Origin of the sequence: Pseudomonas lijiangensis, assembly GCF_018968705.1 — a bacterium.
Classification (GTDB): Bacteria; Pseudomonadota; Gammaproteobacteria; order Pseudomonadales; family Pseudomonadaceae; genus Aquipseudomonas; species Aquipseudomonas lijiangensis.
Map to the genome: position 1 here is coordinate 2,073,196 of NZ_CP076668.1, position 13,659 is coordinate 2,086,854.

General features: G+C 57.8%; 10 protein-coding genes. 5 read left to right on the forward strand and 5 right to left on the reverse strand.

Annotated elements, in window-relative coordinates; translation table 11 throughout:
- Window positions 1-43 precede the first annotated feature (43 nt).
- The 4 genes from KQP88_RS09075 to KQP88_RS09090 all read left to right on the forward strand — a co-directional run bounded on the left by KQP88_RS09075 (window position 44) and on the right by KQP88_RS09090 (window position 3,017).
- The gene (locus tag KQP88_RS09075) at window positions 44-397 is read left to right on the forward strand and encodes a hypothetical protein (RefSeq protein ID WP_025259535.1); all 354 of its coding nucleotides are present in this window, start codon (window positions 44-46) and stop codon (window positions 395-397) included.
- A gap of 103 nt (window positions 398-500) precedes the next feature.
- Window positions 501-899, forward strand: coding sequence for a type III secretion system chaperone (locus tag KQP88_RS09080; protein WP_025259536.1), 399 nt, complete (start codon window positions 501-503; stop codon window positions 897-899).
- 146 nt (window positions 900-1,045) lie between these two features.
- Entirely contained in the window at window positions 1,046-2,686 is a 1,641-nt protein-coding gene (locus tag KQP88_RS09085) for a pectate lyase (RefSeq protein WP_216705431.1), read from the forward strand.
- 1 nt (window position 2,687) lies between these two features.
- Window positions 2,688-3,017, forward strand: coding sequence for an HrpW-specific chaperone (locus tag KQP88_RS09090; RefSeq protein ID WP_117184439.1), 330 nt, complete (start codon window positions 2,688-2,690; stop codon window positions 3,015-3,017).
- A gap of 511 nt (window positions 3,018-3,528) precedes the next feature.
- Here KQP88_RS09090 and KQP88_RS09095 read toward each other — a convergent pair.
- Complete coding sequence (locus tag KQP88_RS09095; RefSeq protein ID WP_200993140.1) at window positions 3,529-4,137, reverse strand: aspartyl/asparaginyl beta-hydroxylase domain-containing protein; 609 nt, start codon at window positions 4,135-4,137, stop codon at window positions 3,529-3,531.
- 110 nt (window positions 4,138-4,247) lie between these two features.
- Window positions 4,248-9,704, reverse strand: a complete 5,457-nt coding sequence (locus tag KQP88_RS09100) for an AvrE-family type 3 secretion system effector (RefSeq protein ID WP_216705432.1) — start codon at window positions 9,702-9,704, stop codon at window positions 4,248-4,250.
- Window positions 9,705-10,111: 407 nt separating this feature from the next.
- Between KQP88_RS09100 and KQP88_RS09105 the strand changes: the two genes are divergently transcribed.
- A complete protein-coding gene (locus tag KQP88_RS09105; RefSeq protein ID WP_216705433.1) occupies window positions 10,112-10,858 on the forward strand; it encodes a YkgJ family cysteine cluster protein in 747 nt (248 codons plus the stop codon).
- Window positions 10,859-10,891: 33 nt separating this feature from the next.
- Here KQP88_RS09105 and KQP88_RS09110 read toward each other — a convergent pair whose 3' ends face one another.
- The 3 genes from KQP88_RS09110 to KQP88_RS09120 are packed head-to-tail and all read right to left on the reverse strand — an operon-like array spanning window position 10,892 to window position 13,653.
- Complete coding sequence (locus KQP88_RS09110; RefSeq protein WP_216705434.1) at window positions 10,892-11,548, reverse strand: HAD family hydrolase; 657 nt, start codon at window positions 11,546-11,548, stop codon at window positions 10,892-10,894.
- 6 nt (window positions 11,549-11,554) lie between these two features.
- Window positions 11,555-12,742, reverse strand: a complete 1,188-nt coding sequence (locus tag KQP88_RS09115; protein ID WP_253950569.1) for an MFS transporter — start codon at window positions 12,740-12,742, stop codon at window positions 11,555-11,557.
- Window positions 12,739-13,653 carry an ABC transporter substrate-binding protein gene (locus KQP88_RS09120; RefSeq protein ID WP_216705435.1) on the reverse strand — a complete coding sequence of 305 codons (915 nt, stop codon included), beginning with the start codon at window positions 13,651-13,653 and terminating at the stop codon, window positions 12,739-12,741. The genes KQP88_RS09115 and KQP88_RS09120 overlap by 4 nt, the downstream gene beginning before the upstream one ends.
- Between the last annotated feature and the right edge of the window lie 6 nt (window positions 13,654-13,659).

Below are 13,659 nucleotides of genomic sequence, written 5' to 3' on the forward strand. Positions count from 1 at the left end.
GAACTGCGTAACGACGCAACTGAATACACTACGGTACATTTGAATGACTGAAACGATTCTGCGTAGTAGCGACCAGCGAGATTTCCTTGTCAGCATCGGCGAGCAGCAGCCGAGTACCTGGCAATGGGCCCCTGGCATCGATTTCGTGTATCGCAGAGACAGCGTGGGCTGGGGGCTGGCGCTGATGATAGAGCGCCAGGCGCAGCGGCCCAACCTGTTCTCAGACACGCTCAAGCGCCGCTTCGAGGACGTCGAGTCCTATGACGGTTACTATATCTGTCTGGACAATCAGCAACGGTTCGTCGTCTGGCACGAACTGGGTCGTGATTATCGACGCGAAGACACCTTGCATGGCCTGCTCAGTGAGTTCCTCACATTGACCGGGTTTAAACACTAGATTCAGAATATTTATTCCAGCCGGAACCGCTCGCCATTAATTTTCCACTCAGTTGTCGCACTGGATCCATTTTTTGAGCAACGACAAACTTGAGGAAAATTCAATGGCGAACTCCCAACGCGACGCGCAACGTTTTATTGCGCGTCTTAGTGAAACACTCGGTACATCTTTAACCCTCCAAAATGGTGTCTGCGCTTTGTATGACAGCCAGAACCGTCAAGCCGCCGTTATCGAAGTGCCCAAGCTCAGTGACAATGTGGTTATTCATTGCAGTCTGGGCCAAGTGCGCAAGAGCCAGGAAAACATGCAGCGTCTGCTCAACATCAACTTTGATGTTGCAAGTCTGCGTGGCTGCTGGCTGGCCCTTGATCAGCAAGAATTGCGTCTGTGCACCCAGCGTGAACTGGCTCGTCTCGACGAAGTCCAGTTCTGCGATCTGGTCAACGGCTTCATGACGCAGGTCCAGCAAACCCGCACCACCGTTCAGCCCTTGCTGAATTGAGTATTTGTCAGGGAACCGTCTGTCGGCTGTTGCCACACAACGGTGAGTGCCACTACGAGGTCGATCCTCTCGATGGCACTACCCCCGGCCAGAACGGCATCGATTGCCGTACTCCGGACACTCTCAATGAAGGAACGAGGTAGAAAATGGCTGATATCGCGGGTATTTCGGGTTTTTCCCAAAGTGGTCTTTCCGGTCTTTCGGGACTATCCGGTGGTCTGGGCGGGGCTACAGCAGGTGCTGCCACGGGGCAGGGCGGACAATCCGCTCTGGAGCAACTGGCCGGCATGCTGGCTGAAATGTTGCTCGGTTCCGGTTCTGGCTCCGGTGGTGGTGCCGGCGCAGGTTCGGGTTCCGGTGCGGGCCAGGCTGGCAAGTCGGGCCAGAGCGACATCGATTCCTTGCTGCAGTCCCTGCAAGGCGGCGAGCAGAAGGATGGCAGCTCCAAGGGTGCGAACGGCACCGGTGACGAATCGTCCAAAGAGCTGCTGACTCAGGTTCTGATGGCGCTGTTCGAAAAAATTCTTGGTGGTTCCGACTCTTCGTCGGGCACGGGCGAAGGCGGTGGCAACGGCGCGGGTTCCGGTTCGGGTTCGCCGGTAAGCGGTGCAGGCGGCGGTGCTGGTGGCGGCACCAAAGGGCTTGAAGGTCTGGGCTCGGGCCAGGGTCTGGGTGGAACTCAGGGCGCAGGCGCGGGTGGCGGTTCCGGCAGCGTCGAAGATCTGGTCAACACCCTGATGAAAAGTCTGGGTGGCGGTTCCATGGATAACGCAATCCAGCCGACCTCCGATGGCGGTGGCCAGGTATCCCAGGACGGCAAGCTCAAAGAGCTGCTGGAAATGATCGCCCAGTTCATGGACAGCCATCCGGAAACCTTCAACCAGCCGTCTGACTCCTCCAGCAAGGGGACTGGCGGTGGTGGCGGTGGCGGTGGTGCTCCGGCTCCATCTGTGGGCGGTGGCGGTGGCGGTGGCGGTGGCGGTGGCGGTGCTACTCCAGCTCCATCTGCGGGTGGCGGTGGCGGCGGTGCAGCTCCAGCTCCATCTGTGGGTGGTGGCGGTGGCGGTGCGGCTCCAACTCCATCCATCGGTGGTGCGGCTCCGACTCCTGGTACAGGCAGTCCTGCAGGCACTGGTTCTGCTGGCTCATCCACTCCAGTGTCCTTCCCGACTGCTTCGGGTAGCCCGACCGTAGTCAACGAAACGATCAAGGTAGGCCCGGGCGAAGTGTTCGATGGCCAGGGCAAGACCTTCACTGCCGGCCCTAGCCTGGGTGATGGCGGACAGGGCGAAGGACAGAAGCCAATCTTCGAGCTGGCTGAAGGCGCCACCCTGAAAAACGTGACCTTCGGTGAAAACGCAGCTGATGGCGTGCACGTCCGTGCTGGTAACGAGAAGGCTGTAAACGTCGATAACGTTCACTGGACCAACGTCGGTGAAGACGCGCTGACCGTGAAGGGCGAGGGCGGTGCCAAAGTCACCAACCTGAACATCACCAACAGCAGCGCCCAGGGCGCCAATGACAAGATCTTCCAGCTCAATGCCGACGCTAACGTGAGCGTTGACAACTTCAAGGCCAAGGACTTCGGAACCTTCATGCGCACCAACGGCGGGCAGCAGGGTAACTGGAACCTGGACCTGAAGAACGTCGACGCTGAAAATGGCAAGTTCTCCTTCGTGAAGAGCGACAGTGAAGGCCTGAACCTGACCACCAGCGGCATCAACCTGAAGAACGTAGAGCATGCTTACGACAAGCTGCCTGGCTCTACCAACCACAAGGAGGTCTGATATGACAGCTGTGCAACAAAAGCCTGAAGAGGTGTCATGGTCCTCTCTGGTACGCAACGGCGGTTACCTGACTCCGGCACAGCGTCAGGCGTTTGAAAGTGCAATCGCTCTGGTCAACGAGCGTCTGCAGAGCACCCTCGACAAGCCGGGTAACCGGGTCAATGGCCAGTTCAGCCTGAACAACTACATTGACAGCCTGGAGTCGGAGTTCAAACGCGATGCAGGTACCGACGAGCTACGTGGCGATGCTTCGCTGACAGCCTTCTGGATCGTGCGGTTGCTGGCGGATCGCTTGCTGGAAGCAGCAGGTGCCAGGCCGGTCGTGCACTGACAGTGTATAAGGCGGGAAACAAAACGGGCTCCTGAAGAGCCCGTTTTTTTATGTCCGGGTTTTTATACGCACCTGTCGCTCCGCTTATCCGCAGGTACGGGCCATTTCGCAACGGAGTCGCTCTCATCAAGCAATACGTAAAACTATGAATTAAAAGGTTTTTCTGTAGGAGCGAATTTATTCGCGAGACGTCATTGAGGGCGATAGATTTTCTTCAGCTTCACGGGCCTCTCGCGAATGAATTCGCTCCTACAGTTTGCTGCGCGACAGCGCGGCGCCGAGGCGGCGGTGATCTCCTACGGAAACTCCATTCTGAAGTGGGAGGGAGCTTGCTCGCGACGGGGCCATGAGAATCAAAGCATTTTTATCGGTTGGTCTTCATTGTGGCCGTCGCCAGCAAGCTGCCTCCCACAAGTTTCGTTTTTGGCCTTACCTGATGTGAAACCACAGGCACAAAAAATCCCACAGGCGTTACGCACGCTCTGTGGGACGGGTGCAGTGTTTACTTCCATCAATGCTTCATGAACTTCTCTTTCTCGAACTCCATGTAGATGATGGTCCGTTGAACCGGAGTAGCGTTGACGGCGAAGTGGTCCAGGGAGCCGTCGAAGATCGCGCCTGTGCCCGGTTTCTGGTGATAGAACTCGCCCGCCACGTTCAGGTAGGAGTAGTTGGCTTCATTGGCGGCGCTGAGGGTGATGTGCATCTGCAACAGGCCTTCATCCGTCAGTTCCGGGTGACGGTGCAAGCTCAGAAAACTGTGAGGCGCCATACGGGCCAGGGCCACGACTTTTATGCCCTTGAGCGGCTTGAACAACTCCAGAGTGCGGGGCATGGTCGCCTGGGCCGGGCCGATAGGCGTGTCTCTGAACAGCAGCGCATATTGCGTCCAGTCACGGTTGCCTCCTTCGGCACCCCAGCCCTTGAGCCAGCCGTAATCGCCACCCTGTTGCAGGTGTTCGCTCAGTTCTTCGTGTACTTGCTGATGCTGCTTGTTGGTACGGTCGATATCGAGCAGAGGTGCATCCAGAGTCGCGAGCTCTTCCTGGATCACCGCGCAGTTGGCGACCAGGTTGGCCAGTTCCGGAAAATCGTCGAGAGCATAAAAAGCGGTAGTCATCTTGAGGTTCCTTTGAGCAGTCAAAACACAGAACAGGTGAGGCTCGCGGCGCAATTCTGTTTGCGCCGCGAGCCTGTTTTTTACGTCAGTGAACAAAGAACGGGAGCGGCTTAGCTCTTGAGTTCCAGTCCGCTTTTCTGCAGGTCTTGCATTACGGTTTTCTTTGTGTCCGATGCTCGGGAAATCTCACCGTTCACGAAGTACGCCTTGGGTTTGTCCTGATCCTCGCCGTAGGTGAAGTTCACCTTGGCCAGGGTCTTGTTCACGGCCATTGAGGCTGAGCTATTGGCACTGACCAATGGCGTGGGAGTGGTGAAACCTTCGGTCTGTGCTGCGCTCTTGAAGATCGAAATAGCCAGGACCCGCATGTTGTCGCGGTTGCTGAGCAGTTCGAACATTTCTTTTTGCGTGAGAGTGCCATCCCGGCTGCCGGCATCGACCCTGTCGAAGACATGGTCCTTGGGCTCCAGGCGAACCCGTGCCAGGGTGCCAGGCTGGCTTTGAAACTCTTTGAGTATCGACTTGAGTGCCGGGTCCTGATCGATCAGCTTGGCGATGTTCTCCGCGTTGCTGGTCTGATGATTGCCGTAAATCACACTCATGATCTTGGAAGTAAGGTTCTGCGAGTCCAGGCGCGCCAGGTTGGTGTAGTTACTTTCAAAGCGACCATTGTCCAGCACGCTGTGCTTGTTGACCGAGGCTTCCTGCTGGGCCGTGGAACGTTTCAGAGAACGCAATGCTGCGTATTGATCATCGTTTTCCGGCGTCTTGCTGGCAAAGAAGTCATTGAGCCCCTTGAGGTGAATCTGGATTTTCTCCTTGGCACTGGCGTCCTTGTATTCCGGTTGTTTATGGTCGGCCAGTCGAGTCAGTTCGGCCTTCGAAGCCTTGTCCTTGAACGCATCGCCCAACGACGTTGCGAGTTTGGTCACATTGGCGGTGGTCAGCGGTGCCGCCTCCTTGAACTGGAACTTGATCCGCTTGGTTGTCTTGTCGTCAATGGAGGCGGTTCCAGTGATGCCGTTGGTGCTCGTGATTGCCTGAGAGCCGGGGGCCGAGCTCGGGGTTGGATTGGTATGGCCGCCGACAACCTGAGCGCGGGCGAAAAATCCGGCATTGAAGTTGTTGAGCAGACGAGGCCTGTTCTGGGATTTTTCATCCATGCGACTGGTATCGTTTTCCTGACTCAGTTTTTGCCAGGTGAAGTTGGCAAGATTGACGTTGGCGGTGAAACCGACACCGAAGCGTGCAGAGGCTGTCAATGGCTTGCTGTCATGATCCGAGATGCCCAGTTGTACGCGGAACTCGGTGTTGGCCCCCGCAGTCAAGTCGACATTGACCCGCTTCATTTCGTGGGCCTTGTGGTTTGCGCCTTCCTTGAGAACATCCAGTGCTGTCAGCTTGCCTGTGAAGAGGTTGTCGACGAACTGATCGATCTTTTCATCCGGCACTGTAAATGCCACACCGGTACGTTGGGTGTGGGTACCCGCAAGCGTTATATCGCCTCCTACGCGAAAGGCCAGTGCGCCACGTTTTTCATTGCCCAGATCCAGGGTGGTCAGTTTTGCGTATTCACCGGCGCTCGTAATGTCCGGCAGGACATCCTTGCCGGCTCCCACGGTACCGCTGAGCAGGTTGGCACGTTCACGAAGCAGATAGACTTCCACGCCCTTTTCGCCGCGCTCGGCCGCAAAGGCGTAATTGCGGGTGTTGGTGTACTGCCCGCTGGGGAAGGGGCCTGTCACGTGTTTGGCTATACCAATGAAGGGCGTGCTCAAGGTCATGCCGTAGCTGCGTGAAAGGCTGATTTCGTCGTCCGGAAATTCCAGCTGCTTAAGCGAGTTCTTGAATTTTTCAGCCAGCTCGGCCTGATCCTTGCTGCCGGTGGCGACGCGCATGTTGAGGCTGGTGGCGTGATCCGGCTTGTGGAAACCGTTCAGGAAAGCCTTGATTCCGTCGTAGGACTTTTCCAACTGATAGTGCTCGGTAAAACCCATGTCCGAAACGTGCTTGATCGGATTTTCGCCATAGGTCTTGTCGCGCAGATGGGTCAATTCGTGCTTGATGGCCTTTATCTGGGCATTCTTGTCGGGGCCATCAGGGAGTTTTTCAGCTTTGTCCAGCAGCTGTCCGACCTCATTGAGGGTCTTGATATCCAGAGCCAGGCGTGCCTTGGTCAGGGCGTGTTCATCGTGGCCATGGCGACGCTTGCCCGCGGGGGTATCGGCATCCAGATGCTTCATTTTCAGGCCCATGCCCTGCAGGGACTTGAGCAATGCGCCGGTCGGGTTATCCGAGGACGGAGAGACTTTGTCCAGAGCACCCTGAGTCAGTGCCATCAGGTCATTCTTGGCTTCATTACGTTTTGGAGGCGCAGACTCCAGTTTACTCGCGGCTTTTTTCCCTTTTTCCGTGGGCTCTCCATGAAGGTTGAGCAGGCCTGCTTTTTCGCCCAGGGTCATGACCGCCTTGCGGCTGTGGTTTTCCAGCTCTTCGCGGAAAGACTCCAGGCTTTTGGTCAACTCCTTGCCTTCTTCACCGATATCCAGTTTGGCGATGCGAGTTTTCAGGTCGTGGCCGGCTTCCGGGGCCTTGCCTGGCGCCTGGCGGATTTCCTTCAAGTCATGAAACAAGGGGGACTGGGCATTGTAGACGTCTGCCAGACCGACCCGGCCATTGATCTTGTGGTCGAAATAGTTCACTACGTTCTTGGCCGGTCGTATTTCCAGATCGGGCTTGAAAACGTAAGCCTTGGTGAACTCTACCGTGCTGGATTTATTGCTTTGCTCTATACCGCTGCGGCCCAGCAGGTTGGAGGTATAGTTTAATGTGCCGACTCCGGGAATGCTCACCCTTGCCATGCTTTTGTCGAGTCGATTGAATATCGTGTTCAGTTCGTTCTGATCGGCAGGACGATGGTCAATGGTTTGCCATTTCTTGTCCTTGAGCTGATAGGCGCCGTTACCATTGGGGTCGTTTTTCAGCGAAACGCTGAGCGTGTTATCCACTTCTGTACGAATACTGGCTATCTCACTCCCGAAGCTGAGAGGGATTTTTTGCCATTTGGGCTCGCTGTCTGTTTTGGACTCCGATGCCTTGGGGCTTGAAGGTTTGTCCGCTGTTGCAGTGGAGGTTGAAGGTTTGTCCGCTGCTGCGGCGGATGTTGAAGGTTTGTCCTCAGCCGCTGTGGAGGTCGAAGGCTGGGACTGCAATGGCGTATCCGTCGGTTTTTTCTGCCAGTCCTCGTTGAGCATGAAGAACAGATCGCCATTGCTGGTTGCAGCATGCACGCCATTGGCGTCCAGGGTCAGGTAGGCAACAGTGCCTTCCAGTCCATGGCGGGTCATTTCAGTTGGATCGCCTTCCTTGTGGTGGGCGGTCATGCGGCCTTTGTCATCAAGGGCCACGAACTGTTTGTCGTTGTACATGGCAAAGTCTTTGATCACGCGGTCCTCCAGGCCCGCGATGGCATCGCCCAGTTCGACCTTGGTAGAGCGTGGCGTATCTTTCAGGTTGTGGGTGTCGTTGAAGGTGCTCTTGCCGTAGTCGGGAGTCACTTTCAGCTCGTGAACCTTGCCGTCCTTGAGCACATAGGCATTGCCGTCGATGCCGCGTTTCAGCGCATCGATATCTTTGACGCCGGTGTCTTTCCAGGCCTGAGTGGTCGTATCCCATGCCTGGATACTGCCATCCACCAGGCCTACGCGACCGTTCCTGTGCAGGTCGTAGATGTTTTCCGAAGTCGGCTCGCTCTTTACAGGCAGGCCCTGGGTATTTTCCAGAACCTTCACATCCGAGAGGTTCCAGCCGCTCTGGAGGCTGGAGGTCTTTTCATCCAGGGTATGGGAGTGGATCTGGCCGGCACCGTCCTTGACCAAGGCATGCATCTGCCCGTCATCACCACTCATGAAACCGGTGACCTGATGACGCGCTCCCAGCTTGCCGTCTTCAGGCTGGTAGTTTTTCTCCGGCATGAGCCGCAGGACGCCATCATCGCTTTTAAGCTCGTTGCGCGAGGCGCTGTACAGCTTGCCTTCGGTATCGGCGACGAACAGGCGATCCTTGGTCAGGCCGATGCTGCTGGCTTCGGATTTGCCATCGTTGAGGTTGAGGGTGATATGCAGTTCAGGCACTTCCCCCATCTTGCCCAACTGCAGGGTCTGGGTGTCCTTGCCCGCCAGCATGGCCACGGTGCCGTCGGCGGCGACCGAATGTGCCGCCAGATCCTTGAGTTTGATTTCGGGTTTTTTGTCGCTGGACAGGTTGATCAGCGAGTCGCCACTGCGGGCATAGAGCTTGCCGTCACCTTCCGTTGAAAGGCTGCTGAATTTTTTGTCGCCTGTATCGGGAAGAGGGGACCACTTGGAAGTGTCCGACTTGAACTGATAAAGCTTTTCATCATGCAGGCGTAGCGTCTGGCCGTTGCTGTCCTGATGGGCTCCGCTCAAGTGGGCAATGTGCGCTTTGTCCGGCAGGGCTTGTGTGACCGTCGATTTCAGGCCTTCGAGGTTCATCGAGTTGCCCTGGCGTTGCAGGGCGACGCTGCCTGGCTTGCTGCCCGACGGTACATCCAGCGATTTGCTGCTGCGCAACAGGGTGAAGCCTGTTTCACTCTGCTGCATCTTGAGCAGGTGGCCCTTGGGTTCCAGCAGGACCTGATCGTTGCCTTTCCCCGTGTAATGGTGGGCCAGGTAGGTTTTATCCTTTTTGCCAAGGGTATCCTGAAGCAAGGTGTTCAGCGCCGGTGGGCTGAAGTTCTCGAAACTGGCCTTGCCTTTCTTGTCCAGAGTGACCGCGTTGCTATCGGGTCTGGGGAGGGATTCGCGGCCCTCGTTGATGGCGGGGCCCAGGCCATTGCTGCCACTGAGTCTGGTATTCGATCTGCTTCTGGCCTGAGCAGCGTTCTGGAGCGCCTGCTCATCACGGGAAAGCTTCGGTGATCCGGTTTCGGTAATCTCCTGCTTCGATGACGTACCGGCTTCTTTCTGGATTGGCGTCTCTTTGGCGGATTCGCCCGCGATGCGCTTGCCTTCGGCTTTCTTCGATTTCGAGGATTCGCCCTGAGTTTCGCCCATCACTGAGTGTTTCAGTGCACTGTTGCGCAACGGCCAGCCCATGCCATCTGCTTTCGGGGCGACGGGATCATTCTGGGCCAGAGGCGTGGCTTCGGACTTGGCGCTGCTTTCTGCAGAGCCTTCGGATTTCTTCGCTTTCGAGGACTCTGCCCGGGGTTCCCCCATCAGAGAGCGTCCCAGCTTATCGGCACCGCGCATGCGTGAGCCCGCGCTCCGTACTTGCTGGGCAGCTGCTTTAGCCGCCAGATCATCAGGATCCTGAGTCTGTATCTCGGACTGTACGCTGCTCTGCACGCCGATCTTTGGCGTGGCCTGCAGGTCCTGAGTCACCGGGCCGGTTTTTGCGGTTGAGTGCTGACCCAGTTTGTCCAGTGAAGTGGCTGTACGCTGTGTCGGTGGCTGGTTTTGCTGGTTGAGACCTTGCGGGTTATGGCCCGAGGACGTCGCGCCATGTATCTGGCTCGTGCCGGGTGTGTTGTTAAGCGGGATCATGAGCATTCTCCGTGTCATGGACTGACCGGAACAACCTCGCGATGGCTGTCCGGCCGTAAAGGAAGGTTTCCTTTGCCCTGAGTGGAAATGCCCTGTGACTTGGTTCCAGCATGGCGATGCCGTTTGCGGCTTTGCCTGGCTTATGGGACGAGAATGCTTCTCTTTGAAATACCCGGCTACAACTGTGTCGATATTGATACGTTCGGAAACTGTTATTTTCCCGCCATGACTGCACCAGCGCCATCCTATTGATGCTTGTGTATCGCAACTCAATACATTTGTTTACCCCTCACCCTGGCTGATCAGCAGCAGGTGAATGTCCGTGACCCTGTTTTTCAATCATTCGACCAGATTCTGGGCGCCGAACCCGTTCGCCCCTGAAAAGACCTGTAGCTCCAGGATGGAATATGCAAAACACTGTAATTCGCTATAACTGCGTGGGCTGCGGGATCTGCTGCAAAGGCCGGCTCATACCCCTGACGCTGACCGAAGCCGAGCAATGGCTGGCCCGAGGTCATGATGTAGCGGTGGTGCTGGAAGCTTTCAACGAGCTGACCTGGCCAGCCGACTCAAGACAATATGCCCACGGCGCAGGCCGGTCGGTCGCGGTCAACAGTGACGACAGCAGCATCCGCGTTATCGCAGTGTTCGTTGGCAATGCTCTGGAGCAGTGCCCGAATCTGCGTGCGGACAACCTGTGTGGCATCTATGAAGAGCGCCCGCTGGTCTGCCGGATCTACCCGATGGAAATCAATCCGTTCATTGAGATGAGCAGCGACAACAAGATCTGTCCGCCAGAGTCCTGGGGCAGTGGTGAGATTATCTGTACCGACGGCGTGGCCAATCCCGAGCTTCAGGAACTCGTTAACCGCTCCAGACAAGCCGATGTGGCGGACGCTGCAACCAAGATCGCCGTCTGCGCGCAACTGGGCCTCAAGGTTGCGAGCTGGAAGGAAGATGCGTTTGCTGTCTATTTCCCCGAGCGCTTGAAGCTGATCGATGCCATACGTCAGAGCAAAGAGGTCGTAGTGGACGACTGGGCCGAGGGCTGGAAGGTACGAGCCGACGATCCGCAACTGCGCGAGCGCCTGATTGCAAACCGTGTCCCGCTGGCCAGCAGTGACGCTGGCGATTATATCTTTCACAGGATTTAGGAGGGGTGGACAGAACTGTCCACCTCACGTGCATCACGAAGACGATTTCAACAGATTCCACAGAACATCGTCATTGAAGTCGCGGATCACGCTCCTGGCTCCGGCTTCTCGCAGCTGCTTTTCATCAAGCCCCGACAAGAGGCCGAAGGTATGAATCCCGGCGGCGTTCGCCGACTGCACGCCCGCCAGCGAGTCTTCGAAGGCCAGCGCGTTGTCGGCTTTCACGCCCAGCAATTCCAGGGCGGTCAGGTAGGGCATGGGGTGAGGCTTGCCGCGCTCCAGTTCACCGCCGATGACGATGGTCTCGAAACGATCGACGATCCCCAGGCCGGTGAGCATGGCCATGGCGTTTTCTCGCGGTGCGTTGGTCACCACGGCAGTGCGCAGGCCGGTGCTCTGTGCATGATCGAGAATGCGCAGCACGCCTGCTACCGGAATGGTTTCTTTCAGTTGAGCGCGGAACATGGCTTCTTTCTGAGCCGCCATATCCGCGTATTGCGAGGCGGGAATGTCTGGAAACAGGCCGCCGAAAATCATGTCATCCGGGAAGCCCATGACATGGGCCTTGTAGTAGCCGATGTCCATCGAGCGGTCCCAGCGTGCCAGTAACTGGTTGTAGGCGTTCAGGTGCAATTCATCGGTATCGATGAGGGTTCCGTCCAGATCGAACAACAGCGCAGAAAGGGCCATTGGTTCTTACTCCTTTAAGTGTTCAGTAGTGTTGCTCAGTGACCAGACACCCCGCAGGGCCGGTACCAGCGGCAACATGAGCAGGGGATAGACGATCAGCAGGCTGAAGGCGGCTTCGACCCCTATGCGTTCTGACAGCACCCCCAGCAGAAAGGGTGCCAGCAACAACGCGACGCCCACGGCCTGTGAAGCCTGGGTACTGAGCGCCGAGCTTGCCTGGGGCGCGATGCGCATGGCAGAGCCCAGAATCAGCGGGAAGAAATTGCCCAGACAGGCACCCAGTACAAAGATGAATATCGCTGTACCGACCAGCCCTTCGATAAACGACAGCACCAGCAGTGTAGCAATGGCGCTCAGAATCACCGAACTCAGCAATGTCAGCGGTGATATACGACGCAGTGCATAGCTGCTGGCCAGACGTCCGCAGACGGTGCCGGCAAAGTACAGGCTCATCAGGGTAGCGGCCACCGATGCGCTGGTCTGCGCATGGGTCTTGATATATTCCGCACCCCAGAAGCCCACACCCCATTCTGCGGAAATCCCCAGTATCACCAGCGCCCACAGGCTGAGCCGGGTCAGACGCTGCGCATCCGTGGTGTCCGTGGCTGTTTCCGGTGAGGCCGTCTGATCAGGCTCTGGTCGATGGATCGTCTGTGGTGCGCAGAACATCACCAGGGCCCATGCGCTGACGATCAGCGGAGCCGTGCGCCAGGACAGCCCCATGGCCGTCGCTGCCCCGACCAGCAGCGCACCGCCCAGCACACAGAGCCCTGCCACAATGTGTGCTTCCACCAGTTTCGCGGCAGCCTGCTGGCGATAGCGCTTGCCGAGCATGGCCTGTCCGACGGCCATGACCAGCCCTCCGGACAATCCCATGAGGACGCTGCCCGGCAGGGTCATGGGCAAGCCGCCCGCAATGGCGAACAGTCCGCTCGCCAGCACGATCGAACCTATTGCGATACGCCCGGTGCCGATTGGTAATGCCCTTCGCTCAAGCCAGCGATAGGGGATGCCGATCATCACCAGCCCCCATGCATAGGCCGCAAAATGCAGACCGGTCCAGCGCAGGTCCAGACCGAATTCGGCACGCAGAAAGGGCATCAGGGGGCCGAGCATGCCTTGTTGAGCGCCGAACAGCCCGAACATCAGGTAAATCGCCCAGGGGCGTCGTTCTGTGTGAGCCGTGTCTGTCATAGGCCTGCCTTTGTGTCGAACAGTGAATGCCAGCGTGCGCAACGAGCAACCTTGGTGTGGCTGGCCTCGATGGCATCCAGCGCTTTCAGCTCGACCGCTACCAGTGTCTCGCTGGACACGCCGCCGACCACGACTTTGCCGTAGCTTCTGCTGATTGCCGCCGCGTGCGGCGAGAGCATCCAGTTGAGCGCCTTTATCGCCTCGGTTGCCCGTGGCGAACCGGCGCGACAGCCGAATACTTCAAACTCGTAGCGCCGGGCATCAGCGGGGACGCACCAGCGCAAGGACGAATGCTGCGCCGCTGCGCGAGTGGCCGCCGTGGACACCGTCACCCCGACCAGTGCATGGCCTTCAAGTACGGCCTCTATTGGCGCCGTCGAAGATCCGCTGATCGAAGTCCGTAGCTGCGCAACGTCGGCCAGCATCTCCCAGGCCCCATCGCCGTAATGCTCCAGCAGTGCGCTCAGGTGCAGATAACCGGCCCCCGAGCGGCCCGGGTCCGGCAGGGCAATGCGTTGCGACCATGCCGGTGCGCAAAGCGCTTCCCAGGAGAGTGGCGGTGTCAGGCCATTTTGGGCGAGTACCTGCGGGTCGTAGCAAAAGGCGGGCACAAAGCCTGACGGGCTGAACCAGCGCCTGTCGGCTGCAATCGCCTCGGGAGGCAATGTCGAGTCATCCAGGCCGTCAAGAGCCCGCAACTGTGAAGCCAGTGCGGGATCGAGGAGGGCGGTGGCAGCGGTCCCCAGCAGCAGGTCCCAGTCACCCGCCGTGCCGTTGATGACCCGCTCGATCAACTCCGAGGTGGACCAGCGCGACAGGCGCACAGGCACGCCGACATGTTCGCTGATACCCGCCATGAACTCGGCAAGCTCTGCGTGCTCCATCGAACTGATAGCGATAAGTTCATCCATGCCCGG

Coding starts and splice junctions, on each gene's coding strand:
- KQP88_RS09075 (WP_025259535.1), top strand. CDS start 44: ATGACTGAAACGATTCTGCGTAGTAGCGACCAGCGAGATTTCCTTGTC.
- KQP88_RS09080 (WP_025259536.1), top strand. CDS start 501: ATGGCGAACTCCCAACGCGACGCGCAACGTTTTATTGCGCGTCTTAGT.
- KQP88_RS09085 (WP_216705431.1), top strand. CDS start 1,046: ATGGCTGATATCGCGGGTATTTCGGGTTTTTCCCAAAGTGGTCTTTCC.
- KQP88_RS09090 (WP_117184439.1), top strand. CDS start 2,688: ATGACAGCTGTGCAACAAAAGCCTGAAGAGGTGTCATGGTCCTCTCTG.
- KQP88_RS09095 (WP_200993140.1), bottom strand. CDS start 4,137: ATGACTACCGCTTTTTATGCTCTCGACGATTTTCCGGAACTGGCCAAC.
- KQP88_RS09100 (WP_216705432.1), bottom strand. CDS start 9,704: ATGATCCCGCTTAACAACACACCCGGCACGAGCCAGATACATGGCGCG.
- KQP88_RS09105 (WP_216705433.1), top strand. CDS start 10,112: ATGCAAAACACTGTAATTCGCTATAACTGCGTGGGCTGCGGGATCTGC.
- KQP88_RS09110 (WP_216705434.1), bottom strand. CDS start 11,548: ATGGCCCTTTCTGCGCTGTTGTTCGATCTGGACGGAACCCTCATCGAT.
- KQP88_RS09115 (WP_253950569.1), bottom strand. CDS start 12,742: ATGACAGACACGGCTCACACAGAACGACGCCCCTGGGCGATTTACCTG.
- KQP88_RS09120 (WP_216705435.1), bottom strand. CDS start 13,653: ATGGATGAACTTATCGCTATCAGTTCGATGGAGCACGCAGAGCTTGCC.